Source organism: Mesorhizobium sp. P2_A8, assembly GCF_056404935.1.
On record NZ_JBFUDB010000001.1, the window covers coordinates 886,781 to 905,603 of the forward strand.

Annotated in this window: 19 protein-coding genes and 1 tRNA gene; 17 read left to right on the top strand and 3 right to left on the bottom strand. The window is 63.9% G+C overall.

The genetic code is table 11. The features are described from left to right. The first annotated feature begins 2 nt into the window (after positions 1–2). The 7 genes from AC1D10_RS04305 (at position 3) to AC1D10_RS04335 (ending at position 5,665) form a co-directional block, all read left to right on the top strand. Positions 3–980, top strand: coding sequence for a TRAP transporter substrate-binding protein (locus tag AC1D10_RS04305; protein ID WP_477269055.1), 978 nt, complete (start codon positions 3–5; stop codon positions 978–980). 65 nt (positions 981–1,045) lie between these two features. Next, the gene (locus tag AC1D10_RS04310; protein ID WP_477269056.1) at positions 1,046–1,615 is read left to right on the top strand and encodes a TRAP transporter small permease; all 570 of its coding nucleotides are present in this window, start codon (positions 1,046–1,048) and stop codon (positions 1,613–1,615) included. Then, positions 1,616–2,896, top strand: coding sequence for a TRAP transporter large permease (locus AC1D10_RS04315; protein WP_477269057.1), 1,281 nt, complete (start codon positions 1,616–1,618; stop codon positions 2,894–2,896). It begins immediately after the preceding gene. Between the two features lie 8 nt (positions 2,897–2,904). Further along, positions 2,905–3,681, top strand: coding sequence for a FadR/GntR family transcriptional regulator (locus AC1D10_RS04320; RefSeq protein WP_477269058.1), 777 nt, complete (start codon positions 2,905–2,907; stop codon positions 3,679–3,681). A gap of 22 nt (positions 3,682–3,703) precedes the next feature. Continuing rightward, positions 3,704–4,555, top strand: coding sequence for a 5-dehydro-4-deoxy-D-glucuronate isomerase (gene kduI, locus AC1D10_RS04325; RefSeq protein WP_477269059.1), 852 nt, complete (start codon positions 3,704–3,706; stop codon positions 4,553–4,555). Beyond that, the gene (gene kduD, locus AC1D10_RS04330; protein ID WP_477269060.1) at positions 4,552–5,316 is read left to right on the top strand and encodes a 2-dehydro-3-deoxy-D-gluconate 5-dehydrogenase KduD; all 765 of its coding nucleotides are present in this window, start codon (positions 4,552–4,554) and stop codon (positions 5,314–5,316) included. The genes kduI and kduD overlap by 4 nt, the downstream gene beginning before the upstream one ends. Before the next feature lie 10 nt (positions 5,317–5,326). Further along, entirely contained in the window at positions 5,327–5,665 is a 339-nt protein-coding gene (locus AC1D10_RS04335; protein WP_477269061.1) for a cupin domain-containing protein, read from the top strand. Positions 5,666–5,954: 289 nt separating this feature from the next. On the opposite strand, the gene AC1D10_RS04340 is transcribed toward AC1D10_RS04335, so the two are convergent. Further along, on the bottom strand, positions 5,955–7,376 hold the full coding sequence (locus AC1D10_RS04340) for a coniferyl aldehyde dehydrogenase (RefSeq protein ID WP_477269842.1): 1,422 nt from the start codon (positions 7,374–7,376) through the stop codon (positions 5,955–5,957). Positions 7,377–7,688: 312 nt separating this feature from the next. Between AC1D10_RS04340 and recQ the strand changes: the two genes are divergently transcribed. The 3 genes from recQ to AC1D10_RS04355 all read left to right on the top strand — a co-directional run bounded on the left by recQ (position 7,689) and on the right by AC1D10_RS04355 (position 10,956). Further along, positions 7,689–9,527 carry a DNA helicase RecQ gene (recQ, locus tag AC1D10_RS04345; RefSeq protein WP_477269062.1) on the top strand — a complete coding sequence of 613 codons (1,839 nt, stop codon included), beginning with the start codon at positions 7,689–7,691 and terminating at the stop codon, positions 9,525–9,527. A gap of 177 nt (positions 9,528–9,704) precedes the next feature. Continuing rightward, positions 9,705–10,304, top strand: a complete 600-nt coding sequence (locus tag AC1D10_RS04350) for a TetR/AcrR family transcriptional regulator (protein ID WP_477269063.1) — start codon at positions 9,705–9,707, stop codon at positions 10,302–10,304. A gap of 76 nt (positions 10,305–10,380) precedes the next feature. Further along, positions 10,381–10,956 carry a DUF308 domain-containing protein gene (locus tag AC1D10_RS04355; protein WP_477269064.1) on the top strand — a complete coding sequence of 192 codons (576 nt, stop codon included), beginning with the start codon at positions 10,381–10,383 and terminating at the stop codon, positions 10,954–10,956. Between the two features lie 153 nt (positions 10,957–11,109). Here the strand turns inward: AC1D10_RS04355 and AC1D10_RS04360 are convergent. Next, a tRNA-Ser gene (locus AC1D10_RS04360) sits at positions 11,110–11,199 on the bottom strand. Positions 11,200–11,603: 404 nt separating this feature from the next. On the opposite strand from AC1D10_RS04360, the gene AC1D10_RS04365 reads away from it, so the two are divergent. The 3 genes from AC1D10_RS04365 (at position 11,604) to AC1D10_RS04375 (ending at position 13,347) form a co-directional block, all read left to right on the top strand. Continuing rightward, positions 11,604–12,272, top strand: coding sequence for a 50S ribosomal protein L21 (locus AC1D10_RS04365; protein WP_477269065.1), 669 nt, complete (start codon positions 11,604–11,606; stop codon positions 12,270–12,272). A gap of 97 nt (positions 12,273–12,369) precedes the next feature. After that, entirely contained in the window at positions 12,370–12,639 is a 270-nt protein-coding gene (rpmA, locus tag AC1D10_RS04370; RefSeq protein WP_013529063.1) for a 50S ribosomal protein L27, read from the top strand. Between the two features lie 120 nt (positions 12,640–12,759). After that, positions 12,760–13,347 carry a GNAT family N-acetyltransferase gene (locus tag AC1D10_RS04375; RefSeq protein WP_477269066.1) on the top strand — a complete coding sequence of 196 codons (588 nt, stop codon included), beginning with the start codon at positions 12,760–12,762 and terminating at the stop codon, positions 13,345–13,347. Positions 13,348–13,520: 173 nt separating this feature from the next. On the opposite strand, the gene AC1D10_RS04380 is transcribed toward AC1D10_RS04375, so the two are convergent. Then, on the bottom strand, positions 13,521–14,390 hold the full coding sequence (locus tag AC1D10_RS04380; protein ID WP_477269067.1) for an endonuclease/exonuclease/phosphatase family protein: 870 nt from the start codon (positions 14,388–14,390) through the stop codon (positions 13,521–13,523). A 132-nt stretch (positions 14,391–14,522) separates the two neighbouring features. Between AC1D10_RS04380 and obgE the strand changes: the two genes are divergently transcribed. From obgE to AC1D10_RS04400, 4 genes are all read left to right on the top strand, one after another. Further along, positions 14,523–15,554 (top strand): GTPase ObgE, encoded by a 1,032-nt coding sequence (gene obgE, locus AC1D10_RS04385; RefSeq protein WP_477269068.1) that lies wholly within the window; start codon positions 14,523–14,525, stop codon positions 15,552–15,554. A 4-nt stretch (positions 15,555–15,558) separates the two neighbouring features. Beyond that, positions 15,559–16,752: a glutamate 5-kinase gene (gene proB / locus AC1D10_RS04390; protein WP_477269069.1), complete on the top strand. Its 1,194-nt coding sequence runs from the start codon at positions 15,559–15,561 to the stop codon at positions 16,750–16,752. 3 nt (positions 16,753–16,755) lie between these two features. Then, on the top strand, positions 16,756–18,042 hold the full coding sequence (locus tag AC1D10_RS04395; RefSeq protein ID WP_477269070.1) for a glutamate-5-semialdehyde dehydrogenase: 1,287 nt from the start codon (positions 16,756–16,758) through the stop codon (positions 18,040–18,042). Positions 18,043–18,205: 163 nt separating this feature from the next. Next, a complete protein-coding gene (locus AC1D10_RS04400; protein ID WP_477269844.1) occupies positions 18,206–18,793 on the top strand; it encodes a nicotinate-nucleotide adenylyltransferase in 588 nt (195 codons plus the stop codon). Positions 18,794–18,823 lie beyond the last annotated feature (30 nt).

Consider the following 18,823-nt stretch of genomic DNA (forward strand, 5'->3'; position numbering starts at 1 on the left):
TCATGTTGCATTTTTCAAAATTGACGGCGGCCACGTTCGCTTTCGGCTCGCTGCTGGTCGGCATTGCCAACGCCGATACCGTGCTGCGCTCGGCCGACACGCACCCCGACGGCTATCCGACGGTCGAGGCGGTCAAATACATGGGCGACCTGATCAAGCAGCGCACCAATGGCCGCTATTCGGTCGAGGTCTATCACTCGGCGCAGCTCGGCGAGGAGAAGGACACGATCGAGCAGACGCAGACCGGCGTCATCGACCTCAACCGTGTCTCGATGGGGCCGTTCAACGGCATCGTTCCGGAAACCGCGGTGCCGTCGCTGCCCTATATGTTCCGCTCGGTCGAGCAGATGCGCCACGTCATGGACGGACCGGTCGGCGACGATATCCTGAAAGCCTTCGAGGCGCATGACCTCGTCGGTCTCGCCTTCTACGATTCCGGCGCGCGTTCCTTCTACAACACTAAGAAGGACATCACCTCGATCGCCGATCTCAAGGGCATGAAGTTCCGCGTCATCCAGTCGGACGTGTTCGTCGACATGGTCAATGCGCTGGGCGCCAACGCCACGCCAATGGCCTATGGCGAGGTCTATTCGGCGCTCGAGACCGGCGTCATCGACGGCGCCGAGAACAACTGGCCGAGCTTCGAATCCGCCAAGCACTATGAGGTCGCCAAGCACTACACCACCGACCAGCACCAGATCGTTCCGGAAGTGCTGGTGATGTCAAAGGCAAGCTGGGGCAAGCTCACGCCGGAAGACCAGGCGATCGTCCGGCAGGCGGCCAAGGACAGCGTCGTCAAGATGCGCGAACTGTGGGACGCGCAGGAGAAGAAGTCGCGCGATCTCGTCGAGAAGGCCGGCGTCAAGGTCAGCGAGATCGACAAGCAGCCGCTGATCGATGCCATGAAGCCGGTCTATGACAAGTATCTGTCGACACCCGAGCTGAAGGACCTCGCCGCCCGTATCCAGGCAACCAAGTAAGCCGGTTGCGGGGCCGGGTTTTGCGCCCGCCCCGCTCCATTCCTAGCAAGGATCGGGAGGACCGGATGGCGACAGGATCGGTAAAAAGCGAGACGCAGCCGATGGCCCGCGTCAGCGCCGTTCTTTCCAGGATTTGCGATGGCGCGCTCTATCTGGCGGGCATCGGCATGGTCGCCATGACCGCGCTCGTCGCCTACCAGGTGTTCTCCCGTTTCGTGCTCAATTCGTCGCCGAGCTGGACCGAAACCAGCGCCATCATGCTGATGAACTGGTTCATCTTCCTCGGTGCCGCGGTCGGCGTGCGCGAGAACTACCATATGGGGTTCGACGTGCTGCTCTATGTCCTGCCGAAGGGCAGCAAAGGCGCGCTGCGCATGCTTTCCGACCTCATCGCGCTCGGCTTCGGCTTCGGCATGGTCTGGTACGGCTGCAAGCTGGTCGGCCTGACCTGGCACACCACCATCCCCGCGCTCGAACTGCCCGGCGGCTTCGACTATGTGCCGCTGGTCGCCGGCGGCGTGCTGATCTGCCTCTTCTCGGCGGAGCGCATTGCACAGCGCTGGTCAGGCTTGGATATCGACAAGGATATCAATCTCGAAGACGTGCCGGAAATGCCGGCGGTTCAGGAGGCCTGAATGGAACTCTGGATCCTGTTTGGCGTCTTCACGCTGTTGATGTTTGCCGGCACGCCGATCGCGTTCTGCCTCGGTGCTGCGTCCTTCGGCACCGTGCTCTATCTCGGTCTGCCGCCGCTGGTGGTGTTCCAGCAGCTGAAGTCTGGCATGTCAGCGTTTTCGCTGATGGCCATCCCGTTCTTCATCTTCGCCGGCGATCTGATGGTGCGCGGCGGCATCGCGCAGCGCATCGTCTCCTTTGCCGGCTCACTGGTTGGCCATGTCAGGGGTGGGCTCGGCCAGGTCAACATCATCGCCGCCACCCTGTTCGGCGGCATCTCGGGTTCGGCCGTGGCGGAAGCGGCGGCGGTCGGCGGGCTGATGATCCCGCAAATGAAGGCACGCGGCTATGGCGCGGACTATGCCGTCAACGTCACCTCGATGGCGGCGTTGATCGCGCTACTGTTGCCGCCGTCGCAGAACATGATCATCTATTCGATCGCCGGCGGCGGCAAGATTTCGATCGCCGACCTGTTCACCGCCGGCATCCTGCCCGGCCTTCTGTTCGCGGCGTCGCTGATGGTCACCGCCTACTTCGTCGCCCGTAGCCGCGGCTACCCGGTCGAACAGTTCCCCGGCCTCGCACGCGTCGGCCAGCTGGCGGTCATCGCCGTTCCCGGACTTCTTTTGATCGGGATCATCTTCGGCGGTGTCCGCTCGGGTATTTTCACGGCGACCGAAAGCTCCTGCATCGCCATCCTCTATGCCTTGCTGGTCACCGTCTTCGTTTATCGCTCGATGGCCTGGAGCGACTTCGTCCATGCCACCAAGGGCGCCGTGCGCACCACGTCGATGGTGCTGCTGATCATCGGCACGGCGGCCTCGTTCAGCTGGCTGATGGCCTATCTCAAGGTGCCGGTGCTGCTGATCGCCGGCATGAACGCCATCTCCACCGACCCGCTGGTCGTGCTCCTGCTGCTCAACGTCCTGATGCTGCTGCTGGGCACCTTCATGGACATGGGGCCGATGATCATCATCTGCACGCCGATTTTCCTGCCGCTGGTCACGCATTATGGCGTCGACCCGGTGCATTTCGGCGTCATCACCATCCTCAACCTCGGCATCGGGTTGAACACGCCACCGGTCGGCACGGTGCAGTTCGTCGCTTGTGCGGTCGGCAAGATCACGGTGTGGGAGGCGATGCGCTCGATCTGGCCGTTCTATGGTGCGAGCCTCGTGGTTCTCGGGCTTGTGACCTATATTCCGGCCATCTCGCTCTGGTTGCCGAGCGTGTTCAAATAGGGGGCGACATGGCATCGGATACCGCAACCGACCTCAGGGTCGAGAGAAAACCAAAACTGTCGGAGACCGTGGTCGCGGCGATCCGCAAGCAGCTGCAGGCGGGTGAAATCCTGCCCGGCCACAAACTGCCGACCGAGGGCCAGCTGACCGAAACCTTCGGCGTCAGCCGTACCGTCATCCGCGAGGCGCTGGCCAAGCTTGCCGCCGACGGCCTGGTCGAGCCGCGCCAGGGTGCCGGCGTCTTCGTCACCGAGCACATCTCGACAATGTTCGGCGCGCTGGCCGCCGACATGGGCAGCAAGGATTCGATCGCGCTCAACGTGCTCGAGGTGCGGCTGGCGATCGAGATCGAGTCGGCCGGACTCGCCGCCATCCGCCGCAACGCCGCGCAGGAGGCGGCGATCCAGGAGGCCTTCTTCGAATTCGAACGGCTGCTGCTCGCCTCAGAGCCGACCGGTCCTGCCGACCTCGCCTTCCACCGCGCCATCGCCAGCGCCACCAACAACCCGTTCTATGTCGAGATGCTCGACGTGCTCGGCCGGCGCGCCATTCCGTGCGACGTGACCTCGCCCTGGTCGACCGAGCTGGTGCAATCCGACACATACCAGCGTGGGCTGCAGCGCGAGCATCTGGTGATCCTCAACGCGATTACATCAGGCGATGCCGAAGCCGCGCGCGAAGCGATGCGCGCGCACCTTACCGCCAGCCAGCAACGCTACCGCGATCGCCTGCATGCAAGGCAGGTTTTCTATACCAGCTCGGTCAAGGCCGCTGCCGGCGAATGACCCATCTCAAGTCAGGACAGCAATGAGCCAGAGCCATACCGACTATACATCGCGCTTTGCCATCGACCCGGTCGCCGCCGCGGCGATGGGAACCGATGAATTGCGCCATAATTTCCACATTGAAGACCTTTTCCAGCCGGGCCGCATCAGCCTGACCTACACCCATTATGACCGCATGATCGTCGGCGGCGCCGTGCCGGTGGCGACGCTGCTGCCGCTGGAGGCGATCAAGCCGACCGGGACCAAGGATTTTCTCGATCGCCGCGAGCTGATCGCCGTCAATATCGGTGGCGCAGGCATCATCAAGGCCGGCGGCCAGTCCTATGAGTTGCAGGCGCGTGACATGCTCTATCTCGGCATGGGCAGCAAGGACGTGTCGTTCGCCTCGGCGGATAAAGCAGCGCCGGCCAAATTCTATCTGCTCAGCGCGCCGGCGCATCAGGCTTGGCCCAGCCGGCTGATCCGCATCGGCGATGCCAAGCGTCTCGATCTAGGCAGCAAGGATAGCTGCAACGAGCGCTCGATCTTCCAGTTCATCCATGCCGACGGCGCGAAAACCTGCCAGTTGGTCGTCGGCATGACGCAACTGGCGCCGGGTTCGGTGTGGAACACCATGCCGTGCCATGTGCATGACCGGCGCATGGAGGCCTATCTCTATTTCGACCTGGCCGAGACGGCGCGCGTCTTCCACTTCATGGGCGAGCCGGACGAGACACGCCATATCGTCATGGGCAATGAGGAGGCGGTGCTGTCGCCGGGCTGGTCAATCCATTCAGGCGCCGGCACCTCGAACTACGCCTTCATCTGGGCGATGGCCGGCGACAATGTCGACTATACCGATGTCGACCCCGTGACGTTGGGCGAATTGCGGTGAGCGATCTCTCCGCTTTCAGCCTGGCCGGCAAGCGCATTCTCGTCACCGGCGCCAACACCGGCATCGGCCAGGGCATTGCCGTCTCGATCGCGCGGGCCGGCGGCGCGGTGATTGGCGTTGGGCGTTCCTCGATGGACGATACGGCAAGCAAGCTCTCCGCAGTGGGCGGGCAATTCGAGGCAGTGAGCGCCGACCTTGGCGATACGGCCGCCGCCGGCCCGATGCTGGACCGCGTCTGGGACGAAAGCGGTCCGCTCGACGGACTGGTCAACAATGCCGGCATCATCCGCCGCGCCGATGCCGTTGATCTCAGCGAGACCGACTGGGACGACGTCATGGACGTCAATCTGAAGACGGTCTTCCTGCTCTGCCAGGCCTTCGCCAGGCGTGCGCTTGCCGGCGGGCGCCAGGGCAAGATCGTCAACATCGCCTCGGTGCTGAGTTTCCAGGGCGGCATCCGCGTCGCATCCTACACGGCCTCGAAGCATGGCGTGCTCGGCATCACCCGGCTGCTCGCCTGCGAATGGGCCGCAAAGGGCATCAACGTCAACGCCATTGCACCCGGCTATATCGAGACCAACAACACGCAGGCGCTGCGTGCCGATCCCGATCGCAGTGCCGCCATCCTGGGGCGTATCCCGGCCGGCCGCTGGGGCGAGCCGGGCGACATCGGCGACGCCGCCGTATTCCTGCTCGCGCCGGCGTCGAACTACATGCATGGCGCGGTGGTGCCGGTGGATGGCGGCTGGCTGGCGCGGTGAGGAGATGGCGATGACTGAGCCGAAGATTTTCGCGCATGCGGGCGAGGGTGCCTGGACGCCGACGCCGGACGGCAACAGGCGGCGTGTTCTCCTGCACACCGATGAGCTGATGATGGTCGAATTCGGTTTCGACAAGGGTGGCGTCGGCGCCCTGCATTCGCACCCGCATGTCCAGGCAAGCTACGTCGCAGAGGGCCGCTTCGAGGTGACCATCGACGGCCGGATCGAAATCATCGCGGCCGGCGGCAGCTTCATCGTGCCGTCCGGCCTGGTGCACGGCGTCAAGGCGCTGGAAGCGGGGCGGCTGGTCGACAGCTTTACGCCGCACCGGGCCGATTTTCTTGCCTAGAGCGGTTCACCGTTTCACGGAAACGCCGCACCGCTCCATCTCTTCGTTTTGACGCAATTCCTGACGGAAAACCGTTTCACACTTTTCCCGGAATTGCTCTGGCCGAGGACTTGCCTAGCCAAGGCTGGGAGATCGAGCGTCGGGACTGACCCGCGCCCCGAAGAGGCGCGGGTTGTTGCCTGGGCGCTTGTGGCGCCGCGGTACTCAAGACATGACCGCAGGATGTGAAGCCTGCCCCATCATGGTGAACATAGGCTTAACGCGCCGTACAACCGACGGCTGTCCTCTGTCAGGTGATATGCCGGAGCAGGCTGAAAAGCCGCTCGAACGTCTTGCCGTAGGGCGGGCGCAGCAAGCCTCCCCCGCTCAGCCGCGACTGCAGGAAAACCGGCTTCTCCTTGCTGAAGGTGCGGAAACCCCATTCGCCGTGATAGGCGCCCATGCCGCTGGCGCCGACGCCGCCGAAGGGCTGGTTCTCCTGCACCAGATGCAGCATGCAATCGTTGATGGTGACTCCACCGGCGATCGTCTCGCGCAGGATGCGCTGACGGTTGCCGCTGTCGCGACCGAACCAGTAGAGCGCCAGCGGACGGTCCGCCCGGTTCACATGGTCAATCGCCTCGTCGACGGTGGCATATTCGACGATCGGTAGCACCGGGCCAAATATCTCTTCACGCATCAGCCGCAGGTTCGGGCCGGCATTGCGGACCAGGGTCGGCAGCAACTTCCGGCTGGTGGCGCCGAACTCTTCACCGGCCGGATTGACCTCGACGATGACGGCACCGGCATCGCGGGCTTCCGTGATCATGTCGCGCAGGCGCTGATAATGCCGGTCGCTGATGATGGCGGTATAGTCGGGGTTGTCGCGCAGGGTCGGGTAGAGCCGCGCTATCGCCGTTGCGAGCTTCGCGGCGACGGCGCCTGCCTGTCCCTGCGGCACCAGCAGATAGTCCGGCGCGATGCAGGTCTGCCCGGCATTCAACAGCTTGCCATAGGCGATGCTGGATGCCGCCGCATCGAGGTCGCAGGATGGATCGAGGATTGCCGGCGACTTGCCGCCGAGTTCGAGCGTGACCGGGGTCAGGTTGGCGGCCGCGGCGATCGCCACCTGGCGGCCGACCGCGGTCGAGCCGGTGAAAAGCAGGTGATCGAAAGGCATCGACACGAAGGCCTTTCCCATCTCAGCATCGCCGGTGATGACGCTGAGCTCATCGGGTGCGAAATGCTCGCCCGCCAGTTGCGCCAGCAAAGCGGAAAAAGCCGGCGTCAGTTCGGACGGTTTGACGAGCACGCGATTGCCGGCGGCAAGCGCCGCGGTCACCGGCGCGACGGCGAGCTGGAAGGGGTAGTTCCAGGGCGACACGATCCCGACGACACCGAGCGGCTGCGGAACGAGACGATTTCTGCCGGGCAGGAACGGCATGGTGGTGGCAACGCGGCGCTCGCGCATCCAGCCCCTGAGATGGGACAGCGCGTGGCGGATGCCGGCGCGCACGACAAACAGTTCCGCAAGGCGCGTCTCGTGCGCAGAGCGGCCGCCAAAGTCGGCGTCGATCGCCGCGCAGATGTCGGCCTCATGCCGCTCGGTCAATGCCAGCAGGCGCTTCAGTCGGTCCATGCGGACGCCAATGTCCGGGAAAGGCTGCGCCTCGAAGGCGGCGCGCTGAAACTGGAATCGCTCGCCGAGAGCATCCTGTCTGGTCTGCAGCATCGCATCCTGTCTGGTCTGCAGCATCGCGCCCTCCCTGGCCTGTCGACAAGCTTACATCGCAGCGCGCGAAGGAATCCAGCGGGGGTGCGGGTGTCGCAAGGGAAAGCGCTGCCTCTGTCTCCAGGATGGGCCCCATCGCCGCCATGGCGCAGCCCGACGATGTCAACAGCCGCATCATCGGGTTCCTGCAAAGGGGCGTTGTGGTTGGATGACGGCTGCGCTACTCCAAAGCGCCACGCGGAGAGTCGTTTTGATCGGTTTCCACATCCTCTCCAATCCCCGAAAAATCCAATCCAGCCCGGTGTCCGACTGATGCAGGCACAGGCAGCGAGCATTCGCGCCGAAGATCCCAAGCGGCGCGTCCTGAAGGACGTGTTCGGCTTTGACGATTTTCGTCCCGGCCAGGCCGACGTCATGGATGCGCTGCTGGCCGGGCGCCATGTGCTGGCTGTCATGCCGACGGGTGCGGGCAAGTCGCTCTGCTACCAGGTCCCGGCGCTGGTTCTGGGCGGGCTGACCATTGTCGTTTCGCCGCTGGTGGCCCTGATGCAGGATCAGGTCGCCGCCTTGCGGCTTGCCGGCGTCGCCGCCGATACGATCAATTCCTCGATCGACCGCGAGGCCAATGTCGCCGCCTGGCGCCGCGTCGCGGCGGGCCAGACGCGCCTGCTCTATCTCGCGCCGGAGCGGCTGATGACCGAGCGGATGCTCGACGCGCTGGCCAGGCTCGACGTCAGCCTGATTGCTGTCGACGAGGCGCATTGCATCTCGCAATGGGGACCGGCGTTCCGACGCGAATATGAAGATTTGTCGCGGTTGCGCGGCATCTTCCCCAATGTGCCGATCATCGCGCTGACGGCGACGGCGGACGAGAGCACGCGCACCGACATCGAGTCGCGGCTGTTCGCCGAGCGCGTCGAAACCCTGGTGCTGGGGTTCGACCGGCCGAACATCAAGCTCGGCATCGAGGCCAAGCAGGACAGCAAGCGGCAGCTGCTGAGCTTCGTCGAGCGTCATCCCGGCCGCAGCGGCATCGTCTATTGCCTGTCGCGCAAGAAGACGGAAGAGATGGCGGCCTTCCTCGAGAAGAACGGCGTCACCGCGCTCGCCTACCATGCCGGCATGAGCAAGGAGGCGCGTGACGCCAACCAGAACAGCTTCATGACCCTGTCCGGCGTCGTCATGGTGGCGACCATCGCCTTCGGCATGGGCATCGACAAGCCTGACGTCGCCTATGTCTTCCACACCGATCTGCCGGGCAGCCTGGAGGCCTACTATCAGGAAATCGGCCGCGCCGGCCGCGACGGGCGGCCGGCCGAGGCGCACATGCTGTTTGGCCTTGGCGATATCCGCATGCGGCGGCTGTTCATCGACGACGAGGATGCGCCGCCGGAGCACAAAAGGCGTTCGCATGGCCGGCTCGACACGCTGATCGGCTATTGCGAGACGGCGCAGTGCCGCCGCCAGGTGCTGCTTGGCTATTTCGGCGAGGAAGCCTCGCCTTGCGGCAATTGCGACACCTGCCTCGACCAGGCGCCGCGCGCCGATGGCGGCGCGGAGGCGCGGATCATCCTGTCGGCGGTGGCGCAGAGCGGAGAACGCTTCGGTGCCGGCCATGTCATCGACATTCTGCTCGGTCATGAAACCGAGAAGGTGCTGGCCAGGAACCACCAGCGGCTTGCCAGCTTCGGCAGCGGGGTGGCGCACAAGAAGGATGTCTGGCTGTCGCTGATCCGGCAGCTCGTCGCGGGCGGTTTCCTGGCACCGGATCCGGGCGGCCATGGCGGCCTCGCCATCGCCGAAAAGGGCCATGCGCTTGGCCGTGGCGAGATGCCGTTCCACTACCGCGTCGAGACGCGCAGCCGCGCCTTGCGCGGCAAGATGCGTTCCGCCCAGGCCGCGGACACCGAAGGCGTCGATGCTTCGCTGCTGGCCGCGCTCAAGGCACTGCGGCTGCGGCTTGCCAAGGAGCGCCAGGTGCCGGCCTATGTGGTGTTCTCCGATCGCACGCTGATCGACATGGCCGAACGCTGCCCGCGCGATCTCGACGCCTTGGCCGAAGTGAATGGCGTCGGTGCGGCGAAGCTCAAGGAGTTTGGCCAGGTTTTTCTCGCCGCGATCGCGGGGCATCAATCGGATGGCTCGGCCTGAAGGCATACGCTGAAGATCGTTGGGCTCCGGCGCTGGAAACTGGGGGGCCGAGAACAGTGAAGATGGGAACGACGTCTACGCCATAGCTCCCTAATTCCACGCTACTGCTCTCTCTGTTTTGTCGCTCGCGTTGCAAGGGGCGCTTGACGACCATCCTACCAGAAGGTAGGTTAAGCCATGAGCAACCTATCCACCACCTCTGATGACATCCTGGCCCGTGCGCGTTCTCTGATCGTCGCTGGCGGCTACAACGGTTTCAGTTATGCCGATATCGCTGATGTGGTCGGGATTCGTAAGGCGAGCATCCATCACCATTTCCCGAGCAAGGTGGATCTGGTCCGAACGCTGGTTGCGCGGTACCGGGAAGAAGCTGAAACGGGGATGGCGAATCTCGAACTCCAAGTATCCGATCCGCTCGAACAGCTTCGGTTCTACGCTGGGTATTGGGAAGCCTGCATCGCGGACGCCAGCGCTCCGTTTTGTGTCTGCGCCCTGCTGGCAACCCAACTCCCCGTTCTGCCCGAGGAAGTTGGCCTGGAGGTCCGGGCGCATTTCCGCTCCCTGTCAGCGTGGCTGACATCCGTGCTGGAGCGCGGCGCGCGGCACGGCCAACTTCAACTGATGAGTACTCCTCGTGCCGAGGCCGAAGCGTTCATGGCGACGGTTCACGGCGCGATGCTTTCGGCGCGGGCCTATGGCGATCCGAAGATGTTCAGCATCGTGACAGGCCCGCTCTTGCAGCGACTCGCTCCGGCTTCCCTCCAGATACGGTCCTAGATCTCAAACAACCATAGCCGCAATCGCTCCGCGACGTTCGTCGAGAGCTCTACCTACTAGTTGAAAGGACAATTCGATGACGGCTCACAGTGGCGATCTTTCTCGCGCCAGCCAGGAACAATGGCTCAAGCTCTACTACTTCGCTCGGACGGCGTTCTCGGCTGCCTGGGTGGTGGCTGCCTTCACGGTGGGACAGCATTCCTGGGTGATCGCGGCGGCCTTACTGGTGGCTTATCCTGCATGGGATGCGCTTGCCAATTTTGTCGACGCATCGCGCAGCGGAGGATTGGGACAGAATCGAACGCAGACTATCAACGTCGTGGTTAGTGTGGCGACAATGCTCGCGGTGGCTCTCGCGCTGAAGATGAGCATGAATTGGGTGCTCGGAGTGTTCGGCGTATGGGCGATCCTGTCCGGCGTGCTTCAACTCGGCACCGCAATCCGCCGTTGGAGGAGATATGGTGCGCAATGGGCGATGATCCTGAGCGGTGGGCAGTCAGCGCTGGCAGGCACGTTTTTCATCGTGCAGGCGCGGATGCCGATGCCGCCATCCATCACCAACGTGGCTGGTTATGCCGCGGTAGGCGCCTTCTACTTCCTGGTTTCGGCGGTGTGCCTGAGCGTGAGCCAATCGCGGCGGAAGGCTGCATAGACCCGCCGTCATCGGCTTAACAGCCCAGATCATCTAGGCGCGGCAAGACCGCGGCGGGACTGGGTCCAAGAGCAACCTGATCCGACCTTGGTGGCGATCTCTAGCTCTGGCGTAAAATTGGATACCCTGAACGTGCCCGGTTTTGTTCCGAAATGGCGGAGAGGGAGGGATTCGAACCCCCGATGGGCTTGCACCCATGCCGCATTTCGAGTGCGGTGCATTCGACCACTCTGCCACCTCTCCGCGGTCATGGTCGGCCGTTGCCGGCGCGGCGCACTAGATAACGGCTGAACGGGCAGGTTACAAGGCCAATCCGTGAGTTATTTGGCTTGCCTGACAAGCGATGGATTCGTGGCGGTTCTGGTGCAGCGGGAGGCAGGCGGATTTCCCCGCCAGCCGCGCATCCTCGCCTGCAGACAACGGCAATGCCGTCCGGTCTTGTTGACACGGCTGGCTCGCACCCGCCAATAACAGTCTCGGCAACGGCCTCGCCTTGACACGCACTCAACCTTCGGTTAGGGACAGCGCGCAATCGGCGTGGAGGGTTCTTCCGCGCCGCTTGTTTTTTGAACCCGCAGACTGACAAAAAGACGGCCGAACCGCCAGAGGCGGTTCATCAAGGCCGACCGAACAGCGAAAGGCAAAAAATGTTCGCAGTCATTAAAACGGGTGGCAAGCAGTATCGCGTTGCCGCCAACGATCTCCTGAAGATCGAAAAAGTCGAAGCCAATGTCGGCGATATGGTCGAGATCGGCCACGTTCTCGCGCATGGCGAGGGCGAGAATGTCACGTTCGGCGCGCCGTTCGTCGATGGCGCGGTGGTCACCGCCGAAGTCGTCGAACAGGGCAAGAACCGCACCGTCATCGCTTTCAAGAAGCGCCGCCGGCAGAATTCGCGCCGCAAGATCGGCCATCGGCAGCTTTTGACCACCGTGCGGATCTCCGAGATCCTGCTGGGTGGTGCCAAGCCGACGAAGACGGCAGCGGTCAAGGCGCCGAAGAAGGAAGCCAAGGCAGAGGCCGTGACTGAAGCGAAGGCGGAAGCCGCGCCGAAGAAGGAGCCCAAGGCGAAGGTAGCCGAGACCGCGGCAGCGCCGCTGTTCAAGGCGCCGAAGGGCGAGCCGGACGACCTGACCGTGATCAAGGGCATCGGCCCGGTTGCAGCCAAGGACCTCGCCGAGCAGGGCATCATCACCTTCGCGCAGCTCGCCAAGCTGACCGACAAGGATGTCGCCAAGATCGACGAGCACATGCCCTTCAGCGCCGACCAGATCAAGGACTGGCGCGAGCAGGCCAAGGAATTGGCGGCGAAGTAATTTTCTGGCGATCAGGTCGCCGGATCGGACTTGAAACGGAACGCGAACGCGTTCATAAGGCCTTTTAGGCGCCTTGCGGCGCAACGGAGTTAGTTAGATGGCACACAAGAAAGCTGGCGGCTCGTCGCGCAACGGTCGCGACTCGCATTCCAAGCGTCTGGGCGTGAAGAAGTTCGGCGGCGAAGCCGTCATCCCGGGCAACATCATCATTCGTCAACGCGGCACCACGTGGCATCCCGGCGTCAATGTCGGCATGGGCACGGACCATACCCTTTTTGCGCTTGAGACCGGCGCCGTGACGTTCAACAAAAAAGCCAACGGCCGAACCTACGTATCGGTCAACCCGATTGCCAAAGCCGCGGAGTAGCCGGTTCCGCACTAGAACACCGGCGCCCCATCTCGGGAACCGGTGTCTGGCAAAGCCAGGAAAAGGATCAGGGGAGATGGGTTTCCATCTCCCCTTTTTCTTGGCCTGGAGGACTTTCAAATGGTTGCCGAAGCGGAAGACACCGACGACGAAAGTTACGCGATAGACTGCCCGGTCCTGGTCACCGAGCGGCTGGTGATGCGAGCGCCCCGCGAAGACGACATTCCGCAACTGGTCGAGCTTGCCGACAACCGTCATGTCGCCGAAATGCTGGCCCGCATGCCGCACCCCTATGGCGAGGCCGAGGGACGCGCCTTCCTTGCCATGGCGAAGTCGCGCCGTGCCGGCATCGCCTATGCCTTGACGCTGGCCGGCACCGACACCTTCGTCGGCTGTGCCGGTCTCAACACCACCGATCGCGGGCTGGAGCTCGGCTACTGGATCGGCGAGCCACACTGGAAGAAGGGCTATGCGACGGAAGCCGCCCACGCGCTGGTCGACCTCGCCTTCCAGAAGACGTCGATCCAGGTGCTGCATGCCTCGACACGGGTCATCAATCCGGCCTCGCGCCGGGTGATCCACAAGTGCGGCTTCCAGTATGCCGGCCAGGGCATGCTGAACTCGATCGTCGCCGGCCAGGTGCCGGTCGAGCGCTACCGGCTCGACAGGAAGACCTGGACCAGCCTCAGGAACTGGGTGCATTTTTGAGGTGTATCGATATTCAGGTGATGCCGGCCTGCGAATGGCGGTTTCCTGCGCTTCCGGTGCTCACGTACTTTAAGTACGCTCCGCTCCGGTTCTCGGAAGCCACCATTCTCGGCTCGACCTGACCTGAATCTCGACGCACCTCGCGTCGCATCGAAATCACAGGTTTGAAAAAGTCAGCCCAGTTCGACCCATACCGGCAGGTGGTCCGAACCGACGGCCTGGCGATCGACCCACAGACGCTGCAGCGATCTGGCAAGCGAAGCGCTGGTGAAGACATAGTCGATGCGCTTGTAGCGGCTGGCATTGGCGGGCTGTTTGGGGTCGACCCAGCTGACCAGGTCGTCGCCGGTGACGTTGAGGCGCAAGGCGGCATCGACGGCAAAGTCTGCGGTCAGCGGCATGCCGAATTCATGGTCCGGCCGGCCGGCGAGTTCGACATATTCGGGCGATCCGGCCAGCATGTTGAAGTCGCCCATACCGACAAAGGCTTCGGGATGCGGCAATTCCGGCAGGCCGATCTCGGCGACGCCGGACAAGGCGCCGCCTTCGAGCGCATAGTTCAACATGCGCTGGCGCAGGAACTGGATCTGGCTGGCACGTTCGACCGGGCTGCGGTGATCGAGATGGATGGAATAGAAGCGGATGAAACCCAACGGCGTCTCGATCAGCGCTTCCAGCGCGCCGCGCTGGAAGTTCATCATCTCGAAGCTGCGGCTGCGCGGCAAAAGCAGGTTGCGCGACAGATGAATGGGCGTCTTCGACAGCACCATATTGCCGAGCTGGAAGGTCGTGGTGATGGCGCGGCCATTCTCGATGCGCGAGCCGATGTTGGCTTCGAAATTGCTGCCATAGACGGCGAAATAGTCGGGCAGCGCCTCGCCGATCTCGGCGACCATGTCGCGGCCGCCGTTCCTGGGGTTGTTGCGGGTCACCTCCTGCAGCGCGATCACGTCGGCGCCGCGCACGGCGTCGGTGATGCGCTCGACATTGTACTGCCCATCAAGGCCGATGCCGTACTGGATGTTGTAGGTTACAAGCTTCATTCCGGCATCTCCGGCCGATCCCTCGCGGCCATTGTCACAAAACGGCCTCGCCCTTCGCCGCGCCTTGGTTTAGAGCAAAGCCGAAGGTTTAGAGCAATGCCGCAAAGCCACTAGCAGAAACTCCACAAGCCCATGAAATTTCTCGATCAAGCCAAAGTCTACATACGCTCCGGCGACGGCGGTGCCGGTTCGGTGTCGTTCCGACGTGAAAAATTCATCGAGTTCGGCGGACCGGACGGTGGCGATGGCGGCCGCGGTGGCGACGTCTGGCTCGAAGCGGTCAATGGGCTGAACACGCTGATCGACTATCGCTACCAGCAGCATTTCAAGGCCAAGACCGGTGTCCATGGCATGGGCCGCAACATGACCGGCGCCAAAGGGGCCGACGTCACGCTGAAAGTGCCGGCGGGAACGCAGGTCTTCGAAGAAGACAACGAAACGCTGATCTGCGACCTGACCGTGGTCGGCCAGCGCTTTCTGCTCGCCAAGGGCGGCAATGGCGGTTTCGGCAACCAGCATTTCAAGACCTCGACCAACCAGGCGCCGCGCCGGGCCAATCCCGGCCTGCCGGGCGAAGAGCTCAACATCTGGCTGCGGCTGAAGCTGATCGCCGATGCGGGGCTGGTCGGGTTGCCCAATGCCGGCAAGTCGACTTTCCTGGCCGCCGTTACCGCGGCCAAGCCGAAGATCGCTGATTATCCGTTCACGACGCTGCATCCCGGTCTCGGTGTTGCCCGCATCGATGCGCGCGAGTTCGTCATCGCCGACATTCCCGGCCTGATCGAAGGCGCGCATGAGGGCGTCGGCATCGGCGACCGTTTTCTCGGCCATGTCGAGCGCACGCGTGTGTTGCTGCATCTGGTCTCGGCGCAAGAGGAAAACCCGGGCAAGGCCTACAAGACCGTGCGCGCCGAACTCGATGCCTATGGCAATGGCCTGACCGACAAGGTCGAGATCGTGGCGCTTTCCCAGGTCGACACGCTCGACGCCGATGCGCGCAAGAAGAAGGTCGCCTCGCTGAAGCGCGCCGCCGGACGCGCACCGATGCTGTTGTCGGCGGTCACCGGCGAGGGCGTCGAAGCGGTGCTGCGGGCGCTGATGGCGGTGGTGGCCGAGGCGCGTGCGAAGATATCGGCCCCGATCGAGACGCGCTGGGACAAATAGGGCCATGCAGTCGCTGAAGAGATACCGGCGCATCACCGTGAAGATCGGCTCGGCGCTGCTCGTCGACCGCACGACCGGCCTGAAGCGCGACTGGCTGGCCTCGCTGGCCGACGACATTGCGGTGCTCGCCCAGGGTGGCGCTGAAATCCTCGTCGTGTCGTCCGGCGCGATAGCGCTTGGCCGCACGATTCTCGGCCTCGGCAAGCGGGCCTTGAAGCTCGAGGAGAGCCAGGCCGCAGCCGCCGTCGGACAGATTGCGCTGGCCGGCGCCTGGTCGGATGCGCTTGGCAAGGGGGCGCTCAAGTCCGGCCAGATCCTGCTGACACTCGGCGACACCGAGGAGCGCCGCCGCTATCTCAACGCGCGGGCGACGATCTCGACGCTTTTGAAGATGAAGGCGGTGCCGGTCATCAACGAGAACGACACGGTGGCAACCTCCGAAATCCGCTATGGCGACAATGATCGACTGGCCGCCCGCGTGGCGACGATGATGGGCGCCGACCTTTTGGTGCTGCTCTCAGACATCGATGGGCTCTACACCGCACCGCCGGCGCGTGACCCCAGCGCAAAGTTCATTCCGGTGGTCGACCGTATCACGCCCGACATCGAGGCGATGGCGGGAGCGGCCGCGTCCGAATTGTCGCGCGGCGGCATGCGGACAAAGCTCGATGCGGGCAAGATCGCGACCGCCGCCGGCACCGCAATGATCATCACGTCGGGCACGCGGCTGTCGCCGCTGATGGCGATCGAACGCGGCGAACGCGCCACCTTTTTCCGGCCGAGCAGCAATCCGGTCAAGGGCTACAAGACCTGGATCGCCGGCCAGCTCGAGCCTGCCGGCCGGCTGACGGTCGATGCCGGCGCCATCGGTGCCTTGCTGTCAGGCAAGTCGCTGCTGCCGGCCGGCGTCAAGCTGGTCAGCGGCAATTTCTCGCGCGGCGATACGGTGGCGATCCTGTCGCCCGAGGGCCGCGAGATCGCGCGCGGGCTGGTTGCCTATGATGCCGCCGATGCCGTAAGGATCGCAGGCCTGAAGACGGCCGAGATCGAAACCGTGCTCGGCTACGAGGCGCGTTCGGCGATGATCCACCGTGACGACCTTGTGGTGAGCCATTCCGGTGACCAAGTACGGGCCGGTGACCAAGCGCTGGCCAGCAACCAAGTAATGGCTGGTGACGAAGTATCGAGCGGAGGATGAGCCATGCTGAAGCTGCATGAAAAATCCGGGGATGACACCGTGGCGCTGATGGCCGATATCGGCCGCCGCGCCCGCGCTGCCGCCCGACCGCTGGCCATCGCCACGACCGCCGCCAAGAACGCCGCACTTGTCGCCATGGCCGAAGCGATCGTCAACCGTGAGCAGGACATTCTCGACGCCAACGCCATCGATGTCTCGAATGGCCAGGAATCAGGGCTTTCCGCTTCCTTCATGGACCGGCTGAAGCTCAACCCTGCGCGCATCCGCGCCATGGCCGACGGCATCAGGGAAATCGCCGGACTGCGCGATCCGGTCGGCGACGTCATCGCCGCATGGGACCGGCCGAACGGCCTGCATATCGAGCGCGTGCGCACACCGCTTGGCGTCGTCGGCGTCATCTATGAGAGCCGGCCGAACGTCACCGCGGATGCCGGCGCGCTCTGCCTCAAGGCGGGCAATCCGGTGATCCTGCGCGGCGGTTCGGATTCGCTCAATTCGTCGGCCGCCATCCATGCCTGCCTGGTCGAGGGATTGAAGGCCGCCGGCCTGCCCGAAGATGCCATTCAGCTGGTGCCGACCGCCGATCGCGCCGCCGTCGGCGAGATGCTCAAGGGGCTTGGCGGCACGCTCGACGTCATCATTCCGCGCGGCGGAAAAAGCCTTGTCGGGCGGGTGCAGAGCGAGGCGCGGGTGCCGGTGTTCGCCCATCTCGAAGGCATCTGCCATCTCTACATCGACCGCTCCGCCAAGCTCGACATGGCGCTGCAGATCGCCGTCAACGCCAAGATGCGGCGCACCGGCGTCTGCGGTGCCGCAGAGACGCTGCTGGTCGATCGTGCTGTTGCCTCGACGCATCTGGTGCCGATCCTCGACGCACTCCGCGCGGCCGGCTGCGAAATCCATGCCGATGCCGAGGTGCTGAAGGTATTCTTCGACGCCAAGCCTGCCACCGATCTCGACTGGGTGACGGAGTATCTCGACGCCATTATCGCGGTAAAGCTGGTCGACGGCGTCGGTGGTGCGATCGACCATATCGAGACGTTCTCCTCGCATCACACCGAGGCGATCGTCGCCGAAGATGCGCGAGCCGTCGAAAAATTCTTCAACGAGATCGATTCGGCAATCCTGCTGCACAATGCCTCGACGCAATTCGCCGATGGCGGAGAATTCGGCATGGGCGCCGAGATCGGCATCGCCACCGGCAAGATGCATGCGCGCGGACCGGTCGGGGTCGAGCAATTGACCTCGTTCAAATACCGCGTGCGCGGGTCGGGACAGGTGAGGCCTTGAAAACTTGTCTTACCCTCCCCCGTGTGGGGAGGGTGGCGAGCACAGCGAGCCGGGTGGGGGAATAACGCTGAACTCTGCAACGCCCCCACCCCGCTCCGCTTCGCGGATCGACCCTCCCGACAAGGGGGAGGGCAAGGACCTCATTTCCTCGCACTATCTCAAAATGCCGCATGCCGAAAAAGGGCTGGCCGTCGGCCTGTTCGGCGGCTCGTTCAATCCGCCGCATGCCGGCCACGCCCTGGTCGCCGAGATTGCGCTCAGACGCCTGGCGCTCGACCAGCTGTGGTGGATGGTGACGCCTGGCAATCCGCTGAAGAGCACGCGCGAACTGGCGCCGCTGGCCGAGCGACTGCAACTGTCGGAGCAGATCGCCAAGAACCCCAAGATCAAGGTCACCGCCTTCGAGGCGGCGCGTCACGTCCGCTACACCGCCGACACGCTGGCGCTGGTCAAGGCGCGCAATCCGGGCGTCGACTTCGTCTGGATCATGGGCGCCGACAGCTTGCGCGACTTCCATCGCTGGCAGCGCTGGCGCGAGATCGTCATGACCTTCCCGATCGCCGTCATCGACCGTCCAGGCGCGACGCTGTCGTTCCTGTCGTCGGTCGTCGCCAAGACCTTCGACTATGCCCGCGTCGACGAAGGCGATGCGCCAAGGCTCGCCCGGATGAAGGCGCCGGCCTGGACCTTCATCCACGGTCCGCGCTCGTCGCTGTCGTCGAGTGCGATCCGCAAACTGGCGAAGGGTTGAGCCGGCTCGCCTGGTGATGTCGCTTTTATC